This is a genomic window from Pseudobutyrivibrio ruminis DSM 9787, assembly GCF_900218035.1.
GTDB classification, from domain to species: Bacteria; Bacillota; Clostridia; order Lachnospirales; family Lachnospiraceae; genus Pseudobutyrivibrio; species Pseudobutyrivibrio ruminis.
Genome location: NZ_OBMR01000008.1, coordinates 134,452 through 157,149, shown reverse-complemented (window position 1 = coordinate 157,149; position 22,698 = coordinate 134,452). Strand labels below are relative to the sequence as shown.

19 protein-coding genes are annotated in these 22,698 nt (G+C 40.2%); 5 read left to right on the top strand and 14 right to left on the bottom strand.

Annotated elements, in window-relative coordinates:
* Window positions 1-12 precede the first annotated feature (12 nt).
* The 3 genes from CRN97_RS09535 to CRN97_RS09525 form a co-directional block, all read right to left on the bottom strand.
* Window positions 13-852 carry a carbohydrate ABC transporter permease gene (locus tag CRN97_RS09535; protein WP_097076714.1) on the bottom strand — a complete coding sequence of 280 codons (840 nt, stop codon included), beginning with the start codon at window positions 850-852 and terminating at the stop codon, window positions 13-15.
* A gap of 2 nt (window positions 853-854) precedes the next feature.
* Window positions 855-1,766: a carbohydrate ABC transporter permease gene (locus CRN97_RS09530; RefSeq protein WP_097076713.1), complete on the bottom strand. Its 912-nt coding sequence runs from the start codon at window positions 1,764-1,766 to the stop codon at window positions 855-857.
* 89 nt (window positions 1,767-1,855) lie between these two features.
* Complete coding sequence (locus CRN97_RS09525) at window positions 1,856-3,253, bottom strand: extracellular solute-binding protein (RefSeq protein ID WP_179670731.1); 1,398 nt, start codon at window positions 3,251-3,253, stop codon at window positions 1,856-1,858.
* Window positions 3,254-3,545: 292 nt separating this feature from the next.
* On the opposite strand from CRN97_RS09525, the gene CRN97_RS09520 reads away from it, so the two are divergent.
* On the top strand, window positions 3,546-4,505 hold the full coding sequence (locus CRN97_RS09520) for a helix-turn-helix transcriptional regulator (protein ID WP_097076711.1): 960 nt from the start codon (window positions 3,546-3,548) through the stop codon (window positions 4,503-4,505).
* Between the two features lie 66 nt (window positions 4,506-4,571).
* On the opposite strand, the gene CRN97_RS09515 is transcribed toward CRN97_RS09520, so the two are convergent.
* The 5 genes from CRN97_RS09515 to CRN97_RS09495 all read right to left on the bottom strand — a co-directional run bounded on the left by CRN97_RS09515 (window position 4,572) and on the right by CRN97_RS09495 (window position 10,319).
* Entirely contained in the window at window positions 4,572-5,267 is a 696-nt protein-coding gene (locus tag CRN97_RS09515) for an L-ribulose-5-phosphate 4-epimerase (RefSeq protein ID WP_097076710.1), read from the bottom strand.
* Window positions 5,267-6,862 carry a xylulokinase gene (locus CRN97_RS09510; protein ID WP_097076709.1) on the bottom strand — a complete coding sequence of 532 codons (1,596 nt, stop codon included), beginning with the start codon at window positions 6,860-6,862 and terminating at the stop codon, window positions 5,267-5,269. Before CRN97_RS09510 ends, CRN97_RS09515 begins: the two co-directional genes overlap by 1 nt.
* 143 nt (window positions 6,863-7,005) lie before the next feature.
* Window positions 7,006-7,662: a fructose-6-phosphate aldolase gene (gene fsa / locus CRN97_RS09505; protein WP_074790165.1), complete on the bottom strand. Its 657-nt coding sequence runs from the start codon at window positions 7,660-7,662 to the stop codon at window positions 7,006-7,008.
* Window positions 7,663-7,781: 119 nt separating this feature from the next.
* The gene (gene araA, locus CRN97_RS09500; protein ID WP_097076708.1) at window positions 7,782-9,281 is read right to left on the bottom strand and encodes an L-arabinose isomerase; all 1,500 of its coding nucleotides are present in this window, start codon (window positions 9,279-9,281) and stop codon (window positions 7,782-7,784) included.
* A gap of 135 nt (window positions 9,282-9,416) precedes the next feature.
* Window positions 9,417-10,319, bottom strand: coding sequence for an AraC family transcriptional regulator (locus CRN97_RS09495; RefSeq protein ID WP_097076707.1), 903 nt, complete (start codon window positions 10,317-10,319; stop codon window positions 9,417-9,419).
* A gap of 328 nt (window positions 10,320-10,647) precedes the next feature.
* Here CRN97_RS09495 and CRN97_RS09490 point away from each other — a divergent pair, with 328 nt between their 5' ends.
* From CRN97_RS09490 to CRN97_RS09475, 4 genes are all read left to right on the top strand, one after another.
* A complete protein-coding gene (locus CRN97_RS09490) occupies window positions 10,648-11,931 on the top strand; it encodes an ABC transporter substrate-binding protein (protein WP_097076706.1) in 1,284 nt (427 codons plus the stop codon).
* 105 nt (window positions 11,932-12,036) lie between these two features.
* A complete protein-coding gene (locus CRN97_RS09485; protein ID WP_074790157.1) occupies window positions 12,037-12,921 on the top strand; it encodes a carbohydrate ABC transporter permease in 885 nt (294 codons plus the stop codon).
* Between the two features lie 15 nt (window positions 12,922-12,936).
* A complete protein-coding gene (locus CRN97_RS09480) occupies window positions 12,937-13,764 on the top strand; it encodes a carbohydrate ABC transporter permease (protein ID WP_074790155.1) in 828 nt (275 codons plus the stop codon).
* Between the two features lie 10 nt (window positions 13,765-13,774).
* Window positions 13,775-14,749 carry a glycoside hydrolase family 43 protein gene (locus tag CRN97_RS09475; protein ID WP_097076705.1) on the top strand — a complete coding sequence of 325 codons (975 nt, stop codon included), beginning with the start codon at window positions 13,775-13,777 and terminating at the stop codon, window positions 14,747-14,749.
* A 47-nt stretch (window positions 14,750-14,796) separates the two neighbouring features.
* Here CRN97_RS09475 and CRN97_RS09470 read toward each other — a convergent pair whose 3' ends face one another.
* The 6 genes from CRN97_RS09470 to polA are packed head-to-tail and all read right to left on the bottom strand — an operon-like array spanning window position 14,797 to window position 22,693.
* Complete coding sequence (locus CRN97_RS09470; RefSeq protein WP_097076704.1) at window positions 14,797-16,161, bottom strand: PFL family protein; 1,365 nt, start codon at window positions 16,159-16,161, stop codon at window positions 14,797-14,799.
* Window positions 16,162-16,169: 8 nt separating this feature from the next.
* Window positions 16,170-16,445, bottom strand: coding sequence for an ACT domain-containing protein (locus CRN97_RS09465; protein ID WP_033151571.1), 276 nt, complete (start codon window positions 16,443-16,445; stop codon window positions 16,170-16,172).
* Between the two features lie 30 nt (window positions 16,446-16,475).
* A complete protein-coding gene (locus CRN97_RS09460; protein WP_044935940.1) occupies window positions 16,476-17,276 on the bottom strand; it encodes an MBL fold metallo-hydrolase in 801 nt (266 codons plus the stop codon).
* Between the two features lie 18 nt (window positions 17,277-17,294).
* Complete coding sequence (locus tag CRN97_RS09455; RefSeq protein WP_097076703.1) at window positions 17,295-19,376, bottom strand: cell division FtsA domain-containing protein; 2,082 nt, start codon at window positions 19,374-19,376, stop codon at window positions 17,295-17,297.
* A 21-nt stretch (window positions 19,377-19,397) separates the two neighbouring features.
* Window positions 19,398-19,991, bottom strand: a complete 594-nt coding sequence (gene coaE, locus CRN97_RS09450; protein WP_097076702.1) for a dephospho-CoA kinase — start codon at window positions 19,989-19,991, stop codon at window positions 19,398-19,400.
* Window positions 19,991-22,693 carry a DNA polymerase I gene (gene polA, locus CRN97_RS09445; protein ID WP_097076701.1) on the bottom strand — a complete coding sequence of 901 codons (2,703 nt, stop codon included), beginning with the start codon at window positions 22,691-22,693 and terminating at the stop codon, window positions 19,991-19,993. The genes coaE and polA overlap by 1 nt, the downstream gene beginning before the upstream one ends.
* Window positions 22,694-22,698 lie beyond the last annotated feature (5 nt).

The following is a 22,698-nucleotide window of genomic DNA, read 5'->3' as shown; positions in this document are numbered from 1 at the left end:
ATTATTCTCCCTTTATCCTTTAACCGCTCCTGCCATCATGCCTTTTACAAGTTTATCTTGAAATACTATAAATAGAATAATCATAGGTAAAACAGACAAGGTCAGAACTGCCAGGATAATTGGTATATCAAGGGAGTGCTCTCCTTTAAACTGTCCAAGCGCAAGTGGTAGTGTCTTTTTTGCTGGTGTAATCAGCAATGTATTTGCAAAAGCAAACTCATTCCACATTGAAACGCCATTGTAAATAGCTAGCGTAGACAAACCTGATTTTGAAAGCGGAAGTATTATCTTAAAGAAATTCTGAAAACGATTGCATCCATCAATTTCTGCAGATTCCTCTACCTCCTTTGGAATAGTTTTCATAAATGCTGTCAAAATGAAAACCGACATTGGAAGGGCAAACGCAACGTATGGTCCTATTAATGCTTTTAAGGAATCATAAAAACCTATGGCTGTTGTCAGTTTGAAAATAGGAATCAATGTTACGTGCATTGGAACTGACATCATAGCAACTATTGTGGCATAGATTAATGGATTCAGCTTAAAGTTCATTCTTGATAGTGGATATGCGGCAAATGCAGAAATAATCAGCATTAACGCCAATGAAATCCCAACTACAATGACACTTCGTAAGAAATATCCAAAGAAACCATTTTTAACAACATTTATATAATTATCAAAATACCATGGGTGAGGTAAATGAAATACGCCCTGCTGCAACATGTCAAACTGCTTACGGAAAGAATTCATTATCATGAAGAAAAATGGTGTAAGCGTTAATACCAACATTATGCAAGCAAAGAATATAGCCACGCCCCAGGCAATCTTTGATTTTAATTGCTCCTTTGTCATAATTAATAAACCTCCTTAGCCTTGAATACTTTGTTGAAAAGCAGTGCAATAGCGGTTATGAGGATAAACATTCCCGCTGCTACTGTAGAACCATAGCCCATACTAAACTGTTGGAATGACAGCTTATACATATATGTAGCCATAAGTTCTGTGGAACCAGCTGGACCACCCTGGGTCATGTTCCAAATCATATCAAAGTACTTAAGTGAACCTATTAAAGACATGATGCATGCTGTTTTGAAAATAGGTGCAAGTAGAGGTATTGCAATATGCTTTATATACTGCCATCTGGTTGCCCCATCAATGACGGCTGCTTCGTAAATGGTAGTATCGATATTTCCATATCCAGCTATAAAATAAACCATATAAAATGGTGTAAATTGCCAAGCCATTACACCAATGACTGTAAACAACGCATTGGGTGCTGTTCCAAGCAAATCTACGGTTACCTTTTTTCCATGAATGATGGTAGCAAGTGAAGATACCATACCTCCATTAGTAGCAAGCGCGTAGGTAAACAAAAATGCAATTGCAACCGAACTCATCAAATATGGAAGGAACCAAATAACCTTGAATAAATTAAATTTCTTGCCACCTGCATCCAAAAATGTAGCAAGAAGCATTCCAAGAGGTATCTGTAATAGAATTGAGAAAACCATAACTATGATGTTATGTTCAAATGATTTCCAAAACATTTCATCATGAATAAGCGTTTTCCAATTGTCTAATCCTATAAATACTTTGTCTGAAGAAATACCATTCCATTTGTATCCACTAATAATAAAGGTATCAATAACCGGATATACTATAAAAATTGCTATAAGCAAAAGAGCTGGTAATAAAAATACTGTAGCAGCTTGAGCTGTACTTCTGGCCTTAGCCTGCTTGAGACTATATTGTTTTTCTTTTCTCACATTATCTCCTTCCTGCCGCTTTTAGCAAAAACCGCCCACAGAGCAAATTACTGTGGGCAGTTTTTTAAATTATTATCAGCAGTCGTTTATCATTGTTCAGCAATAGCCTTCTGCATCGCCGCATCCTGTTCCTGACCAATTTCTTCAGGAGTCTTTTCTAGCCCAAATAATTCTGTCATACAATTCTTGTGTACTTCTGTTACAGAAGCTGGTAAGTACTGGTCATACCATAACTGTACGTTTGATGCATCGAAGAATACATCTGTGATGATTCTCATGTTTGGATCATCAATTGTATCTTCCATACCCTTGATTGATGGAAGTGTACCTGTAGAAATCTGATCATTATTGTATGTATCATCATTGTAGTACTGTGTTGCTAGTACATAACATGCATCAAGCATATCCTGATCTACAGAGCCATCTTCCTTGTAGCAATTAAAGCTTAATCCCATACCGATTGCTGTACCGATTTCTACATCCTGAGGAACGCCCTTAGCTTTTGCTTCTGAATCTTCTGGGAATCTAAATACACCGATATTTTCGTTGTACCATTCTTCGTTATCAGCTTTGATTCCTGATACCTGCCATGCACCGTGAAGCATCATTGCAGCAGAACCATCATAAATAAGTGCTCTATCCTGGTTGTCATCAGCTGAAAGTGAGTTAACACCATCTGGGAAGTATCCCTTCTTTACCCAATCCTGAATCTTTGTACCTGCATAGATAAATGCATCACTTGTAAATGAACCACCATTTTCCTGTGTATATGCTGCATCGAATTCAGCATTTCCTGAATGACGTGCTACAAGGTACATATAGTACATAGAACCTGTCCACTTAGATGCATTTGCAAGTGCGAATGGTGTAATATCGTTTGCCTTAAGAGTGTCACATACTTCTTCGAGCTCATCGATTGTCTCTGGAACCTCAAGGTTAAGCTCTTCAAATATTGTCTTGTTGTAGAAAATATCACAACCTGAAAGTCCACCAAATGGAATAGCAAGCATCTTGCCATCATATGTTGACTGTGCAACTGCTGCATCGATGAAATCAGGGTGATCATACTTTGCATACATATCAGTAATATCATTAGCAAATCCTGATTTATAATACTCTGCCATTGGACCGCCGCCCCAATGTACATAAATGTTAGGAGCCTGTCCTGAACTCATAGCAACTACAAGCTGCTGCTTATAGTTATCATTCTGTTGATGAACTTGAGTTACCTTTATATTTGGATAGTCTGCCATAAATCTCTGTACAGCGCCTTCCTGCGTACTCTTTGCTGGCTCATCTGTAGCGATGTCCCAAAGGACGATTTCCATTGGCTCAGTTGTAAGTTCTGGAAGATTCTTTCCATCAGTCTGCTTAGCACCTGTGTTTACTGCAGGTGTATTACTTGAAGAAGAATCACCGCATCCAACAAACGTTGAAACTGTCAATGCTGCCGCTAAGATAGCGCTAAAAACCCTTTTTTTGTTCATACAATATCCTCCTTCTATATTGCTTTTAGCTCTTTGAAGCATCCCCTTGCTTCTTTCTTATGACAAATTGTATATTAATCCCCACATTTTTTCCTGTGCATAATTGCTATTCACCACACCATAATTGCTATTCTATATATGCACTTTATACAACGCCTTTTTAATTGGTCAATAATTTGCCATTACAATATGCCACTTTTTGCCCTCGTTCATAGCAATATATGTGTTATAATCTCCAAATAAAAGAATTTGTGTAACCTATGATTGCTTTCGTAAAAAAGGGGGATAATTTATGAGTAGACATCATGATAGTACGAAAGAAACTGTACAGCACAAAGTTAACACCAGTCTAAGGTTTTTTATTAACCGTTTACATGCTGATTTTCCTGCACACTGGCACACAGATATTGAGATTATCTGGCCAAAAGAAGCTCCTTACAGAGTTGTTTGTGCCAACCAGGAATATTATGTAGATATAGATGATATTCTTTTAATCTGCCCAACCGTTCTTCATGAAATTTACTCTCTATCACCGGGAAACAGAGTCTATATTCAGGCGGATATGTCTGGCTTGGGCTCATTCAAAGAAATCGATAGAGCATTCTATCTTATGTATCCAGCTCTTCATATAAAAAAAGCAACCTGTCCTAGTGATATTTACGATTACCTGTGTAATTGTATAAATGAAATAATGGAGGTTTATTTTGGTTCTGCTCCACCAGTCCACATACATGAAGAAGAAATGGATGATGTAATAGCATTTACAGAATTAGCGCCATATGATGAGCTAGAGATTTACGCAACGCTGATGAAGTTTATTGCTTTCTGTGGGAAAAATATTAATCTCTTCAGATCTTCTGAGTCTTCTTCATCTCATGCCGCTCTAAAAAATTATGACTCATTAGATAAAGCATGCGCTTATATTACCGAACATTTTACAGAGGAGCTCACGCTTGAAAAAGTAGCTTCCTATGCCGGATTTAGTAAGTACCACTTTGAAAGAATATTTAGCGATTATACAGGAATGACCTTTTATCAATACCTGCAGCAAGCCCGCATTAATTATGCCGTCACCCTTTTGTCTAACCCTGAGTTAACAGTGACTGATATCTCGTATCAAGCCGGCTTTGCAAGTTGTAATGCATTCACAAGGGCATTCAAAAAAAGCACAGGATGCCCGCCTTCACAATTCAGAATATTGAATGAAGTCCGTCATCCTCTCAGTGCAAATGAATATTTCGCTCAAAAATAAGTTAATATCGAATCAAAAATGGCAGCCTAGAGTAATTCTCTAGACTGCCATATATTTTGGTTTTATTTAGTTCTGTCCATAATAAGCATTTGCTCCGTGCTTACGATTGAAGTGCTTATCTCTGATGCAATCTGGAGCTGGCTCAACCTTTGGGTTAACCTGCTCTGTGAGGAGTGCCATCTTTGCAACTTCTTCAAGTACTACTGCGTTGTATACTGCCTGGTCTGCATCCTTGCCCCATGTGAATGGGCCATGATTCTTGCAGATAACGCCTGGCACATACTTTGTATTAACGCCACGCTCTTCGAATGTTTCGATGATTACTTTTCCAGTGTTTACTTCGTATGCTTCATCGATTTCTTCTGGAGTAAGGTTTCTTGTACATGGGATTGGTCCGCAGAAATAATCTGCATGAGTTGTTCCATATAAAGGAATATCTCTTCCTGCCTGTGCCCAAGCTACTGCGTATGTAGAATGTGTATGAACCACACCACCGATGTTTTCATACTTTTTGTAAAGCTCAACATGTGTAGCAGTATCTGAACTAGGCTTATATTTGCCTTCTACTACCTCTCCATCAAGATTTACAAGCACCATATCCTCAGGCTTAAGCTCATCGTATTCTACACCTGATGGCTTAATTGCAAATATTCCAGACTCTCTGTCGATTCCAGAAACATTGCCCCAAGTATACGTAACAAGCCCACGCTTAGGAAGCTCCATGTTTGCCTCATAAACCTGCTTTTTTAATTCTTCTAACATTATCTCCATTCCTCCACTGCGCATGCCTCAGCCTTAAGTGCCTTGCGGTAGTCAACCATCCACTCATCGTAACCCTTTACCATATCAGCATCTGGCTCCATTGTTGTAGATTCCTGACCTGCAAATACGTTTTCATCAAGGTAATCCTGTAACTTCTTGCTCTTGTCCTCACGAAGAAGATAATTTGCAAGAACAGCCATACCCCAGGCACCACCTTCGCCTGCTGTAGCCATTACAGTGATAGGTGCGTTGAGCGCTGCTGCAAGAACAGACTGACCAACACCCTTTGTCTTGAAGAATCCGCCGTGGCCTGTAATAGACTTGATAGGCACATGCTCTTCCTTAAGAAGAATATCATTACCAATCTTTAATACTCCAAGTGCACCGTAAAGATTTGAGCGCATGAAGTTTGCAAGACTAAACTTGGCATCTGGTTGTCTAACTACCATCGGACGACCTTCGTTTACATTAACAACAGGCTCGCCACCAAAATAGTTGAACGAAACAACGCCACCGCAGTTTGCATCTTCTGTAAGAGCCTTGCGATAAAGTGTTCCATAAATATCGTTCATTGAAACATCCATTCCAAATGCATCTGCGAACTCTTTAAAGATTCCAACCCATGCATTTAAGTCAGATGTACAGTTGTTGCAGTGAACCATTGCAACTGCTTCTCCAGTAGGAGTTGTAACCATATCAATTTCCTCGTAAGGCTTTGATAATGGCTTGTCCAAAACTACCATAGAGAATACTGATGTACCAGCAGATACGTTTCCTGTGCCTGCTGAAACTGCATTTGTTGCAACCATACCTGTACCTGCATCTCCTTCTGGTGGAGCAAGTGGGCAGCCTGGCTCAAGCTCTCCTGTTGGATCAAGAAGCTTTGCACCTTCCTCTGTAAGTGTTCCTGCATCATCACCTGCCACAAGAACAGCTGGCATTAAATCCTCTACCTTTGTAGTAACACCATGGGCAGCTGCAAGCTTGTTGAACTTTTCAAGCATTGCTGTGTCATACTGGCATGTTTTTGAATCGATAGGGAACATACCAGATGCTTCACCAACACCTGCTACCTTCTTGCCTGTCATCTTGAAATGAACATAGCAAGCAAGTGTCATGAAGTATGCAACATCTTTTACATGTGGCTCCTTGTTAAGGATGCACTGATAATAATGTGAAATACTCCAGCGCTGAGGCATGTTGAAGTTGAGCTCTTTGCTAAGCTCTGCTGCTGCCTCTCCTGTGATAGTATTTCTCCATGTTCTAAATGGAACCAAAAGATTATCATTCTTATCAAATGCAAGATAGCCATGCATCATAGCTGAAAATCCGATGGCACCAATCTTTGTAAGCTTAACATCATATTTGTCGTTTACATCTTTTTTAAGCTTTGCATAGCAATCCTGAAGTCCAGCCCACACTTCATCAAGAGGATATGTCCAAATACCATTATCTAAATGATTCTCCCATTCATGATCCCCCTGAGCCAAAACCTTATTCTCCTCATCAACGAGAACTGCTTTGATTCTTGTCGAGCCAAACTCAATACCAAGGGCTGTCTTCTTGCCCTCAGCAATTATCTCATTAATATTCATGTGTAAATTCCCCCAATACCGTAATAATAGATTATTACATCCCAGTACAAATAGCCTGTAATTCACAAGCTCTACTATTTCTCAAGCGAGATATTCCATCGAGCGGAGAAATCAGTAGGCTTGTGGATGTAACAGGCGAGAGATTACTCTCCGAATACTGCAATGTAATCTTTCTGGAATTTTTCTATGCCAGCAGTTGTAAGTGGATGATTAATCATCTGCTCGATTACGTTGTATGGTACTGTTGCGATGTGAGCACCTGCAAGAGCGCAGTCTGTAACGTGGATTGGGTTACGAACTGATGCAGCGATGATTTCTGTATCATATCCATAGATATCAAAGATTTCTGCGATGTCGCGGATAAGGTCGATACCTGGCATGTTGATATCATCCAATCTTCCAAGGAATGGAGATACATAAGAAGCACCTGCATTAGCTGCAAGAATTGCCTGGTTTGCAGAAAAGATTAATGTAACGTTTGTCTTGATGCCCTCAGCTGAAAGAACCTTTACAGCCTTAAGACCTTCTGCAGTCATAGGAATCTTTACTACCATGTTTGGATGCATTGCTGCAATCTCACGGCCCTCTTTAATCATACCTTCTGCATCAACAGTTGTTGCCTTTACCTCGCCTGAGATAGGTCCATCTACGATAGATGCGATTTCCTTAAGGATTTCTTCCTGGCTACGTCCACCTTCCTTAGCAATCAAAGATGGGTTTGTAGTAACTCCACAGATTACTCCAAGATCGTTAGCCTTCTTAATGTCCTCAATTTTTCCAGTGTCAACAAATAACTTCATTTTATTTCTCCTTCTTTCTGTGCTGGCAATTTTGCCAATTTCTTCTAGTTTTTAACTACTAAAAGTTTAATGCTTTTAACCTTTGCCTTCAATCAAATTTATGACTTTCTAATGGCAATTTATTTACCGTATACAAGATTTCCAAGTGCAAGATCACGCTTGAAATCACGAATCTTTGTATCCTTATCAATGTATACTGCTTCGATTCCCATTGCTGCAGCCCAGTCGCCCATCTGCTCTGCTGTCAAATCATAAGAGAATGCTGTATGGTGTGCACCACCTGCAAGTAACCAAGCTTCTGTACCTGTGTAGAAATCTGGCTGTGGTGTCCAGAAGTTGATAGCTGTTGGAAGCTTTGGAAGTGGCTTTTCAACCTTCTTACAATCAACATCCTGAATGATAAGACGGAATCTATTTCCAAGGTCGATAAGAGATGTTGCAATACCCTTTCCTTCCTTTGACTGGAATACAAGACGTGCTGGATCTTCTCTGTCGCCCATTGAAAGAGGCTGTACCTTAATCTGAATAGGACCATCAGCAAGTGTTGGACAAACCTCAAGCATGTGAGCCTGGATAATACCTTCTTTACCCTTTACAAGGTTGTATGTGTAATCCTCAAGCATTGAAGTACCCTTAGCATCCTTCATGCCTGTTGTCATAATCTTCATAAGGCGAACCATAGCAGCAACCTTCCAGTCGCCTTCTGCGCCAAAGCCATATCCTTTTTCCATAAGTCTCTGGATTGCAAGACCTGGAAGCTGCTTGAGAGAACCAAGATCACCAAAGTGAGTTACAATTGCCTGATAGTTCTTCTCCTCAAGGAATCTTTCAAAGCCAAGTTCAATCTGTGCCTGAACAGCAACATGCTTTTTGAATTCCTCAGGGTCTCTACCTTCAAGGCAGATATCATATTTGCTGTAATACTCATCAACAAGAGCATTTGTATCAGACTGAGAAACAGCTGCAACTGCCTCAGCAATTTCATTTACAGGATAAGCATCAACTTCCCATCCGAACTTAAGCTGAGCTTCTACCTTATCACCTTCTGTTACAGCAACATTTCTCATGTTGTCAGCAACTCTCATTACACGAATGTGACTTGACTCAACAACACCTACTGCTGTACGCATCCAAGAAGCAAGCTTTTCCTGAACCTCAGCATCCTGCCAATATCCAACAATTGTCTTTCTCTCAATACCCATTCTTGAAAGAATATGAGCATACTCTCTATCTCCGTGAGCTGCCTGATTCTCGTTCATGAAATCCATGTCCATTGTTTCGTATGGAATCTCACGATTATACTGTGTATGAAGATGGCAAAGTGGCTTTCTGAATTCCTGGTGTCCAAGTATCCAAGACTTTGCTGGTGAGAATGTGTGCATCCATGTGATTACACCTGCACATGTTGGATCATTGTTTGCCTCATTAAATGTACGTCTGATTACCTCGTTTGTAATCATTGTTGGTTTCCAAACTACCTCAAAAGGAAGACGTCCCGACTTGTTTAATGTCTCAACAATCTCCTTTGAGTGTGCTGCAACGTGCTCTAAGCACTCGTCTCCATATAAATCCTGAGAACCTGTGCAGAACCAAAACTTGTAGTTAAGCTGTGTTTTCATAAGATTTACCCTCCTCCTAAAACGTTTACCGTATATAAATAAAATACAACTTGTCCAACACTCGGCACAAGTTGTATTTCTTTGATTTAGAATATTATATTTTAGCCATTTATTAGGAGTGTACAAGTTGTATTACTACTGTACAAGTTCTACTTTTTCTCCACTTCTTTCAATTTCAAGGCTCCAATACATGCTTTTAAACTCTGTAGGAGTGCATCCTTTTTGTAGCTTAAACATTCTAATGAAAGAAGAAATCGACATAAATCCGCAGTTAAGGGCCACATCTGTAACGGAATTTCCTGGTTCTATCAAAAGCTCTGATGCTTTAGCAATACGCTTTTGATTTACGTATTTATAGAAGCTGGTACCTGTGAACTGTTTGAACAGTCTTTCAAAATAGAACTTACTAAATCCACTCATATCTGCCACCTCATCCAGCTTCAAATCTTCTGAACAATGGTTATCTATATAATCACAGATTTCGACAAACTTATTGGCGTAATCTTCTTTTGAAGAAATGCTGTAATCATTTGTTTTGGTAGACTTACTAGAATAGTTTTGTCCTATCAGCTTAAACATTTCCAAAATCTTACTATATATACTAAGTTCTGAAAAAGATGTGCCTGCCATGTACTCCTCTTTTATTTCTATCAGCATCTTTACAAGCTGCTCATGTATGCTTGGATATTCCTCTGGAGTAATAATTGCATATGGTGACATAAATGAGATTAAAACCTCGAATTCTCTAAGGAATCTCAGATATGTAGTATTTGGTTGAAAGATGATTCTACGACCGGTTTCTGGTGCTTTTATAGCATGAATGCATCCCGGACATATAATGCAGATATCCTTCTCCCTTAAATACACTTCCGAATTTGAAAACTGCATTGTATATCCATTTTCCACTGGCATTACTATTTCTATTGCAGGATGCCAATGCTTTGGATAATCCTCATATTCTCTATTGTCATAAAGCTTTAGCGTGGTGCTTTGCTTATAATGGACGGTCTCAAATATGCCATCTAAAGTCTCTATCATTTGTAATTCCCCCTATAGCAACAATTAGCAATAATTCTTGTTTTCAATTTTTGCTCTAATTGTCAAAAAAATCAAGACATTTTTTATCAAATTCAAATTATATTTCCCTCATTTTGTGCATAATGCACATTTCACACTGTAGCCTTTCGGAAATCATATACAAATCACCGATAGAGTGCCGTAGCACTATAGCAAGATTTGATAATCAAGAAACAACAATTTATAAGAATGTGAATAATCTGTGTGCTACATTTAGGTTAACAACAACGAAGCAGTTTATTTGGGGTTTTTATAACAAACTGCTATCTAAGAAAAAAAGGAGAAAGGTATGAGAAAAAAATTATTATCAGCAATCTTATCAACAATGATGGTCGCTTCTTTATTTGCAGGTTGTGGCCAGTCAGGAAGCTCTAGCTCATCAACATCTGCTGATGGAGTAGAGGAAATCACTTGGATGTTCTGGGATGACTTAAATGCAACTGAGGATCTTATCTCTCTCGGTTACAAAGATGTTATCGACAGATTCAACGCCGACTACGAAGGTCAGTATCACGTAAATGTAGTTACAACAAACCTTGAAGAGTATTACGCAAAGTTAAACGCTCTTGTAGCTGCAGGCGATACACCTGATGTATTCATTGTCAGCCCTGGTCCAAACCTTACAGATTATGTAGAGCCAGGAGTTGCCGCTCCACTTGATGATTATCTTGCACAGGATGGTTGGAAAGATACATTCACAAGCGACGCAGTATTTACACAGCAGACATATGATGGAAAGATTTACGCAGTACCTCTTAACACAGCTGCAGCTTGCTGCTTCTACAACACAGAGATGTTCGAAGATGCTGGTGTAGAAGTTCCTACAAACTGGGATGAAATGCTTACAGCATGTGACAAGCTTCAGTCAGCAGGTTACACACCAATCACAATCTCAGCTGGTACAGCATGGTGTCTTTCAATGGTAGCTGGTTACCTTTGTGAAGAGGAAGGTGTTGACCTTGCAGCTCTTGCAGACGGTAGTGCTTCTTGGGAAGATGGAAAGCTCGAGTCAGCTGCAACAAAGCTTGTTGAACTTTCTAAGTACTTCCAGCCAACAGCTGCTGGTGATACAAACGATGTAGCTACAGCAAACTTCTACAATGAAGAAGCTGCTATTCTTATCCAGGGTTCATGGGCAATTGCACAAATCAATGGTTCAAATCCAGACTTCGAGTCAAAGTGTGGTGTATTCCAGTTCCCAGGTTGCGACAGATTAATTGCTAAGTCTGATTCACTTGCTATGAGCTCAACTACAGAGCATCCAGAAGCTTGTGCTGCTCTTATGAAGTACTTCACAGACGACACAGCTCAGAAGTACACAGCAGAAGTTGGTGGAAAGATTCCTGTAACAAACGTTGAGTACGATGCATCTAAGGCTCCTGCACAGCTTGCATACGTTATGGATGTGTTCCAGAACGCAAAGGGAACATTCGGTTTCTACAACGAGTCAATGCCTACAACTGAGACAGGTTCTCACTTCGATGACACAATGGTTTCTGTATTCCTTGGCGAAATAACCCCTGCTGAGGCAGCTACAGACATGGAAGAATATTACAAGGCAAACTGTAGATAAAAACTAACTTCTTCTTCATAATCTCATTCTTTTTGGGGCACTTTAATGTGCCCCAATTTTAAAAAAGAAACCAATTCAGACTAACTAATTAATAAGGATATTGTTATGGATAAACTATTAAGAAATAAAAAAGCCATATTCATATTTATGGCGCCAGCATTTATACTTTTTACATTTGTTCTATTTATACCTATTTGTCAGTCAATCTATTATTCATTCTGTGACTACAATGCACTCACTCCTCCTAAATTCATAGGACTTGAGAATTATAAAAACCTTTTACAAGATAAGACTTTAGTAATTGCATTAAAGAATTCATTATTCTTTCTTATCTTCTCTTGTGTAACACAGCTAATTATGGGTCTGTTTCTTGCAGCCCTTCTCACAAATATAGATAAGGGAAGAAACGTATTCAAAAACATCATTTATTTACCATGCGTTCTTTCTTCTGCAGCATTAGGACTTTTGTGGATGTTCATCTTCAGTCCTAAGCTTGGTATCAACCAATTACTTGCAAAGCTTGGTATCGAAGGCCCTCTGTGGCTCATGGATATAAATGGATTCATAATCCTTCCTATGTGGGTAATCGCTTTCGTAGCCCTTTGGCAATATGTTGGTCAGTCTATGATGCTTTACATGGCCCAGATATCAGGCATTAGTAAGTCTCTTTACGAGGCTAGTTACATTGACGGATGCAACAAGGTCAAAAGTTTTCGTTACATCACACTCCCCCTCATCAGACCTATGGTTGCAACCGCAATGTCACTTAATGCTATTGGTTCATTAAAGTTCTTTGATTTGATCTTCAACATGACTGAAGGCGGACCAAACCACAAAACTGAAGTTCTTGCTACACATCTTTATCAGCAAGGCTTTAAATACTTTAAATACGGTTATGCAAGTGCCATCGGTGTACTTTTACTAATCCTGTGTCTGCTTGTAACAGCTTTCATTAATAAAGTTGTAAAAACCGAGCAGTACGAAATGTAATAGGAGGGTTTAGTAATGAAAAAAATATCAATTCCTAAAATTATAATTTATATATTTTTAGTACTCATGGCTGTGCTTTATCTTGCACCACTACTTTGGGTATTTAACGTATCTTTTAAAACAAATGCAGAAATATTTACAGCACCATTTGCTTTGCCACAGGCTCCTACATTTGAAAACTTTACATTTGCCTGGACAGCAGGAAAGCTTGGCATTGCCACATTAAACTCTTTCCTTGTCTGTGTAATCACACTTGCTTTAAGCATGATTATCGGCTCAATGGCTGCTTTTGGAATCGCTAGACTCCGCTGGAAATTCGCAAAGCTTTCACTTACTTATTTCCTTCTTGGAATGATGATTCCTGTTCACTGTGTAATGATTCCTTTATTCACTCGTTTTGCTAAGGTTCATCTCACAAACAGCTTAATCGGATTGGTACTGCCATACTTAACATTTGCACTTCCTGTTACCATATTCATCATGGTAGGCTTCTTCGAAGGTATGCCAAATGAGCTTATTGAAAGTGCTTGTATTGATGGTGCTACTATTTACCAGATTTTCTTTAGAGTATGTCTTCCACTTGGAAAGACAGGTTTATTTGTAACAGGTCTTATGACTTTCATTGCAAACTGGAACGAACTTCTCTTAGCAATGGTATTTATATCAGATGATTTGAAGAAAACCCTGCCAGTTTCACTTTCAAAATTCGTAGGACCTTATAACACTAATTATTCCCAGATGTTTGCTGCAATCATTATCGCTATCGTTCCTACAATAATTGTGTACTGTGCATTCTCTAACCAAATTGTTGATGGATTGACCGCTGGTGCAGTTAAGGGTTAAAGGAGACAAAATGAAAAAACAAAACACACCCCTAGTGACACACATTTTCACAGCAGATCCATCTGCACATGTTTTCAACGACAGAATTTACATTTATCCATCCCATGATATTCCTCATGATGGTGAAGACAACGATAACGGTGATGAATATCAGATGCGTGATTATCATATCCTATCAATGGATGACAAAAGCGATGAGGTTATAGATCACGGCGAGGTTCTACACCAAGACCAGATTCCTTGGGTTAAGGAACAGCTTTGGGCACCTGATGTAGTTTACAAAAACGATACTTACTATTTAGTTTTCCCAGCTAGAGATAAGGATGGAATCTTTAAATTAGGAATTGCAGAAAGCAAGAATCCAGAAGGCCCATTTACTCCAAGAAAAGAGCCAATTCCAGGAAGTTTTAGCATCGATCCATGTTCTTTCATAGATGATGACGGAAAGGTTTACATCTACTTTGGCGGTCTTTGGGGCGGTCAGCTTGAGAAATACAGAGAAGGCAGCTTTAATCCGAACGGAACAGAGCCTGAGAAAAACGAGCCAGCGGTATGTCCAAAGGTTGCCATAATGACAGATGACATGGAAGGCTTCGCTTCTACTCCTGCTGATGTTGTAATTCTTGATGAAAACGGCAAACCTCTTTTAGCCGGAGATGAAGACCGTAGATACTTCGAAGGTCCTTGGATGCACAAATACAATGGTAAATACTACTTCTCCTACTCTACAGGCACAACACATACCATTGCATACGCAATCGGAGATAATCCACTTGGACCATTTAAATATGCAGGCAAAATTCTTGAGCCTGTTATCGGTTGGACAACTCACCACTCAATTGTTGAGTATCATGATAAATGGTATCTCTTCTATCATGATTGTGAGTATTCAAAAGGAATCAACCATCGCCGTTGCGTAAAATACTGCGAACTTACCTACAACGCAGACGGCACTATCCAGACAATAACTCCTCAATATAATTAATCAAAAAAGCTCCTAGCAACTTGGCTAGGAGTTTTTTGTATCTTCTTTTAGTTTTTAAATGAATGAATAGGTGCTGGGATTCTTCCCTGACGATTTACAAAATCAGCACATGAGAATTTGTTAACTGGCATGATTGGAGCATATCCAAAAAGGCCACCAAACTCTACTGTATCGCCTACGCCCTTTCCGATTACAGGAATAAGACGAGCTGCTGTTGTCTTTTGATTTACCATTCCAAGAGCCATTTCATCAGCAATCATACCTGAGATTGTTGTAGCTGGTGTGTCACCAGGAATTGCAATCATATCAAGACCTACAGAACATACGCATGTCATGGCCTCAAGCTTCTCTAGAGTGATTGCACCTGCCTCTACTGAGTTAATCATACCCTGATCCTCTGAAACAGGAATAAAGGCACCAGAAAGGCCTCCTACGTATGAGCTAGCCATAACGCCGCCCTTCTTAACCTGATCATTAAGCATAGCAAGAGCTGCTGTTGTACCAGGTGCACCTGCATACTCAAGACCGATTTCACAAAGGATATCTGCAACAGAATCGCCAATAGCTGGTGTTGGAGCAAGTGACAAATCGATAATACCAAATGGAATGTTAAGACGCTTGCTTGCTTCCTGTGCTACAAGCTGACCAACACGTGTAACCTTGAATGCAGTCTTTTTGATTGTCTCGCAAAGAACCTCGAAGCTTTCACCTCTAACCTGCTCAAGAGCTTTCTTTACAACACCTGGGCCAGAAACACCTACGTTGATAATAGCATCTGCTTCTGTTACGCCGTGGAAAGCGCCTGCCATGAATGGGTTGTCATCAGGGGCATTGCAGAATACTACAAGCTTCATACAATCAACTGAATCTCTGTCCTTTGAACGGTCAGCAACCTGAAGAAGAATATCTCCCATAAGTCTGACAGCATCCATATTAATACCAGTTTTTGTGGAAGCTAAATTAACTGAGCTACAAACTCTTTCTGTTTCGCAAAGAGCCTGTGGAATTGAACGAATAAGTAATTCATCAGCTGTTGTCATTCCCTTTGAAACAAGAGCTGAATAACCACCAATAAGATTTGCACCAACTGCTGCTGCGGCCTTGTCCATTGTGTGGGCCAAAGTAACGAAATCCTCTGGTTTCTTGCAAGCTGCACCGCCAATTAAAGCTATTGGTGTAACAGAAATACGTCTATTTACAATAGGAATACCGTAATCACTTTCAATTTCCTTTGCAACTTTATCTAAGTCCTTTGCAACTGTAGTGATACGGTTGTAAACCTTTTCATTAAGCTTATCTAAATCTGAATCTATACATTCTAAGAGACTGATACCAATAGTAATAGTACGAACGTCGAGGGTCTGCTCCTCAACCATTTTGTTTGTCTCAAGTACTTCCTGTAGATTAACCATATTCCCTCCTATAATCTGTGCATTGCGTTGAAGATGTCTTCCTTCTGAGCTTTAATCTGAACTCCGATTTCATCTCCAAGCTTTTCCAAATCACACTGAATATCGTCAAAAGCACGTGAGCTTGAATTGATATCTACAATCATCATCATGTTGAAGAAGCCTTGAACTATAGTTTGAGTAATATCCAACACATTAACACCGCTCTCTGCCAGATAAGTACAAATACGTGCAATAATACCTACTGTATCTTTGCCAACTACAGTAATAATAACCTTATTCTCCATCTTTTCCTCCTATAGTCCATTATCTACTAGTTATATAACCACCAACTGGGAAACCTCGCTGCGACTTGCAACTGTGATATTGAAATCATTTCCCTTGTATGGAGTGGTTTCATCCATGGTAACTTCGAGTCGGACAGTCTCGTAAGCTAAATCTGGATAGTTATTTTCATGGCTTAAATGCCCTAAAAATACATGTTTAATGTTGTCATTTAAAACCTTGCTTAAAAGCTTACCGCTGGTTTCATTTGACAGATGACCATAATTTCCAAGAATTCTTTGTTTTAAATGATATGGATATGACCCCACTTCTAGCATGTGGATATCGTGGTTTGCCTCTAAAAGCATAGCGTCCAAACCTGTGAGATTCTCCACAATATTGTTGTCATAATACCCTAAGTCAGTGCAGACTGCAACCTTAGATTTATCATTTTCTATACGATATGCAACTGGATCAGCCGCGTCATGGCTGATGTGGAATGGGTGAATTTTAAGACTACCTAAGACGAAGTCCTCATCGGGCTTGATAACATGAAAAAGAGTGTCATCGATAGCCCCAAGGCTCTTCATAGAACGTATTGCTCTGATGGTACCAGCTGTAGCATAAATTGGAATGTGATATTTACGAGAAATAACACCAAGCCCAGAAACATGATCTGAGTGTTCGTGGGTCACAAGAAGACCAGCCATATCGGCTGTGGTGTAATCGTACTGATTCATACCTGCTTCTATGCGTTTTCCAGAAATACCAGCGTCAATCATTACGTGGGTGCTACTGTCACCCACGCAAATGCAATTACCGCTGCTACCACTTGCAATACTAAAAAAATCCATTACTAAAATACTTCCTTACTAACTTTCGCTCCATCTAATTTCGACTTCATCGCCGGCGTTAAGATCCTTGGCATAGCCACATGGCTGACCATTGACCTTTGTAATAAGCTGTCTTCCGCCGCCTGTGCTTGGATCGAAATTGATGAGATTGTATACATCTACAAAGATGTAATCCCTTTTACCTGCCAAGACCATATTCTTGCCATTGACCTTGATAGGGATTTCAACGGTTTCGATTTTCATTCTTGTACGAGCGTCCTCTGCTGGTGCCTCAGGTGCTGGTGATGGAGCTTCGTAATCCTCTGGCAAGCCTTCTGAATCATCAACAAGATAATCTGCTCTGTATGCGATTTGATTTGTTGTTGTCCACTCGATTGCAAAGTTCTCGTATACAAGGGATTCCTTGGTAGATGGACGGTTATTTACAAGGATTTCGTATCTGTCATCGATTGTAACATCCATAAACTCTGCCAACTGGCCAACTGTATAGAATGGACGAGTCTCGATAACATCTCCATCCTTAACTGAATATGTAGGTGGTTCCATAGAACCATTAACCTCAACAAACTTTGGACACTTAACTCTGTGTCCACAAACATTGAAGTATAGATACTCTGTAGTGAACTCTGCCAAATCAGCAATTGTACCACGTCCACCTTCACCAACTGTAGAAGGCACTACTGTAACATCTGCATTAAACTCAAGCGGTGTGTTGATTCCAACTGATTTGCCATTCATTGTAACAACTGCAGATTCGCCCTCTGTACCACGAATCATACGTGATACACCATTGACTGTGAAATTGATTTCACGGCCACGTCTTGGGAACAGCTGGTCAGCAGAGAAGCCTGCCTGCATAGCTGCATCTACAATTGTAAGCTGTCCATTATCATAAAGCTTCATCATTTCACCGTTGAAGTGAATCATAATGAAGTTGTTCTTTGTCTCGTAGTAATTCAAGCAGATACCGATTGGTGTAACAAGAAGTGAATCCTTTGTAATATCTTCCTGCTCGAATACGATGTTTTTCATAACCTCTTCGCCACGAAGAGCAACACGCTCTGGCACAATTTTAAGATCAGCTGCTAATGCTTCTGTAAAGCCGTGGATTTTACCGCCACCGCCAACAACAAACGCTGCAGATACTGATTTGCCACCGTTAAGCTCTTTAATCTTTTCTGCAACCTCAGAATCGATTTTCTTCATAACAGGCTCTGTAAGCTTCCATACATCCTCTGATTTGATGGTATGGCTAAGACCCATAATATCCTCGTATGTGATTTCTCCACCCTCGGTAGAGGCGCGCTTGATTTGCTCTGCTGTAGCAAAATCTACAAGGTATTCATGTACCAAAACTTCTGTAAGCTCATCACCAGCCATAGGAATCATGCCATATGCGATGATGCTGCCGTCTCTGGTGACACAAATATCGGATGTACCTGCACCAACATCGATAAGGGCAATATTAAGCATTCTGAAGCTCTGTGGGATTGCAACATTGATAGCTGCAATAGGCTCCAATGTAAGGTTGGCAACTGAAAGATCAGCCTTGCCAACAGCTGAATAAAGACCATCAACTACATCCTCTGGAAGGAATGTTACGATGATATCCTCTCCGATTGTATCGGCCTTGTGGTCCTCAAGGGATGTGAAAACATCTCCGTTTAAGTAATATTTAACAGTAGAATAACCTACACAGAAGAACTTGTATTTATTGTCCTCGTCGCCTTTGATTTCCTTACCAGCCTGCTCGATACCCATCATATCAAGTGTATGTAAGTCCTCTCCGGTAACAACTGTTTCCTCTGGAAATTCCAACTCTACGTGAGTAGTGATTGTACGAAGCACACGACCAGCGGCAGCGATACATACTTCTGATAATGCAAGACCTGTCTGTGCTTCAAGGTCCTTTTTCACCTCATCGCAAGTAGCACCTACTCGGCCAATGTCATGAATCTGACCATCAAGCATGGCTCTGGTATCGTGTTCTCTAAGATTTTGAGCGATAACATGGAATTCATCGCCATCAAGATATCCTACTGTACCAATGACATTTCTGGTACCAATATCAAGTCCAAATACAATATCTTTCTTCTCCATATAAGTTACTCTCCTCGGGAATTATTCGTGAATAATCTGGCGCAACTGAGCAAGTGTTTGCTCCTTTGTGCCACTGTTGTCTATGATTCTGTTGCAGTGAGCTCTGAAGCTCTCCTCACTGCGTTGTGTACTGATTGTTTTTGCGATTCTTTCTTTAGAATATCCGCGAGTCTCCATAAGGCGTTTTTCCCTTACTTCCTGGCTTGCATAGATATACCACATCTCATCCACAAGTTTACCATAACCGCATTCTATGAGCAATGCAGCTTCAAAGAAAAAATACTCTATATTGTGCTTTTCTTTCTCAGCTTCTACTTGATTTAGTACTTCTGTTTGTACTGCTGGATGCACTATTCCATTAACTGCCTCGCGAAGACTGTTGTCAGCAAACATAAACTTTGCCATCTTAGGTCTGTCGATTTCACCCTGAGGGTCCAAAATGCTCTCTGGCCATGGCAATGCCACCACCTTATCAAAGCACTCCTTACCAGGCCTCATTAAATCTGCAGCAACCAAATCTGCCAACAAGACCTTACAATTAAAGTTTTCCTCTAGTAAAGAGAGCACCGTGCTCTTACCAGCACCGATGCCCCCTGTGATTCCGATAAATTTCATTAGTGTGCCTCTGCCCAATTCATTCCGGTTTTCATATCGATTTCCAAATCAACTGCCAGTGAAGCAGCATGCTCCATCTCTTCTGCAACAAGCTTTTCAACCTGTGCCTGCTCGTCCTTGAATGTCTCAATAAGGAGCTCATCATGAACCTGAAGCAATAGCTTTGATTTGAGCTTTTCTTTTAATAATCTGTCATGAACATTTACCATGGCAATCTTGATAATATCTGCAGCTGTTCCCTGAATAGGGGAGTTCATAGCCACTCTCTCACCAAACTGTCTTGTCATAAAGTTTGATGATTTAAGCTCTGGGATAGGACGACGTCTGCCGTACATAGTAGTAACGTAGCCCTTTTCATTGCCCTCAGCCTTTAATCCTTCCAAAAATGTGTGCATCTTTGGATATGCCAAGAAGTAATTATCAATGTATTCCTGAGCTTCTTTTCTGCCAACTCCGATGTCCTTTGCAAGGCCGAATGCGCTGATTCCATAAACGATTCCAAAATTTACAGCCTTAGCACTGCGACGCTGGATATCTGTAACCTCATCGAATGGAGTGTTAAACACAAGTGAGGCTGTTGAACGGTGAATGTCCTGTCCAGCCTTGAATGCCCCGATAAGATTGTCATCGCCAGACATATGTGCCAATACTCGAAGCTCTATCTGCGAATAGTCAGCATCAATAAATACGCAGCCATCCTTTGGATAAAATACCTTGCGGATTTCACGGCCAAGCTCCATTCTAACTGGGATGTTTTGAAGGTTTGGCTCAGTAGAGCTAATTCGTCCTGTAGCTGTAACTGTCTGCATAAATGTAGAACGAATTCTGCCGTCTGAATCCAAGCAATTTGCAAGGCCATCTGCATATGTGCTCTTAAGCTTTGCAAGCTGTCTGTACTCTAAAATATCGTTGATGATTGGATTTGCAGGAGCAAGCTCTTCAAGAATGTCCGCTGCTGTAGAATAACCTGTTTTGGTCTTCTTGCCGCCCTGGATTCCAAGCTTTTCAAACAAAATCACTCCAAGCTGCTTAGGAGAATTGATATTGAACTCCTCGCCAGCCTGCTCATAAATGCTCTTTTCAAGCTCTGTGATACGCACTGCAAGCTTACTTCCGTATGCTGATAATGCCTCAGCGTCCATTGCAATACCTGCTATTTCCATATCAAACAATGTGTAAACTAAAGGAAGCTCAATATCCTCGTAGATATGAAGCATTCCTTGATCTTTAATTTCAGAAATAACCTTTTCATATGAAGCGTAAGCTACATAAGCATTGTAACAAGCGTATGTCGTAATGTGCTCAAGCTCTGAATCGTCTTCTAAGGCTACCTCGAGCTTTTTCTTACCAAACAAATCAGCCACTGCAGGAATGATTACGCCAAGCATCTCGCTTGCCACGTCATCTGCTGTGTATGCATTCTTTGTAGGGTTTAGAAGATATGCTGCCACTGCAACATCGCAGGCAGTAGGGAAAATCTCAGCCTTACCACCATTTGCCTCTACCTGTGCTTTTTCCTCTGATGAGAATAGCTGATAAATGATGTGCATTGCATTCTTTAAATCCCAGAAGCAAAGCTTTACACCTGCCTTGCTGATTTCTACAAGCTTGTGACCCAAATAATCAGGAGTAATAAAGCCTGCGCAATCCACATAGACAGTTTCGTCACCGACAGAAAGGGCTACACCCTTTATGGATTTATCTGCACCAGCCATAATGCTTGCACCGATAAAGTCTTTTCCACTATTGCTTAAACCTGCAAAGAAGTTTTCCACATCTGAAAGGTCACTGATGTGCTTAAATGTCTCAGATGTTGTGTCCTGAACCTTTGAAGTGTCTGTGTTTTCAAATCTTGGAAGAAGCTTTTTAAGCTCATAACGCTTACAGAGAAGATATGCCTCCTCTGTGAATAAGTTTTCAAGCTTTGTAGAGCCTTCCTCAAGCTCGATTGGAGCGTGTACATTAATAGTAGCAAGCTCCTTTGATAAAACTGCTATATCCCACTGAGCAATGAAATTATCAAGGACTTTCCCCTTTTTCATTTCATCCACATGGGCATGGCACTCTTCGATTGAGCCATACTGGGCAATCCACTTTTCAGCTGTCTTTGGACCAACGCCCTCAACACCTGGAATGTTATCGCTGGCATCTCCCTGAAGCGCCTTTACATCTATAAACTGCTTTGGTGTAACACCGTATGTTTCTTTGACATCAGCAGCGTAATACTGCTCGATTTCAGTGCCACCTTTTTTTGTCTTTGGAATTGAAATCTTTACTTTGTCTGTAGCTAGCTGAAGAAGATCTCTATCTCCAGAAACGATAGTTACATCGAATCCCTTTTCCTCACCAATTCTAGAAAGAGTTCCGAGAATATCATCTGCTTCCCATCCCTCTAATGTGATTACAGGCACACCCATAGCTTTAAGCATTTCCTGAATACGAGGAATCTGCTCTTTAAGCTCTGGAAGCATTGGCTTTCTAGTGCCTTTGTATGCATCATACATTTTGTGGCGGAATGTTGGAGCTGAAACATCAAATGCAACAGCAAAGTTGTCAGGCTTCTCATCATCTATAAACTTGAGCATCATATTCAGGAAGCCAAAAATGGCTCCTGTATGCTCGCCCTGACTATTTGTAAGATCTGGAACACCATAGAATGCGCGGTTGGCAATACTATGGCCGTCAATCAATAATAATTTCATTACAT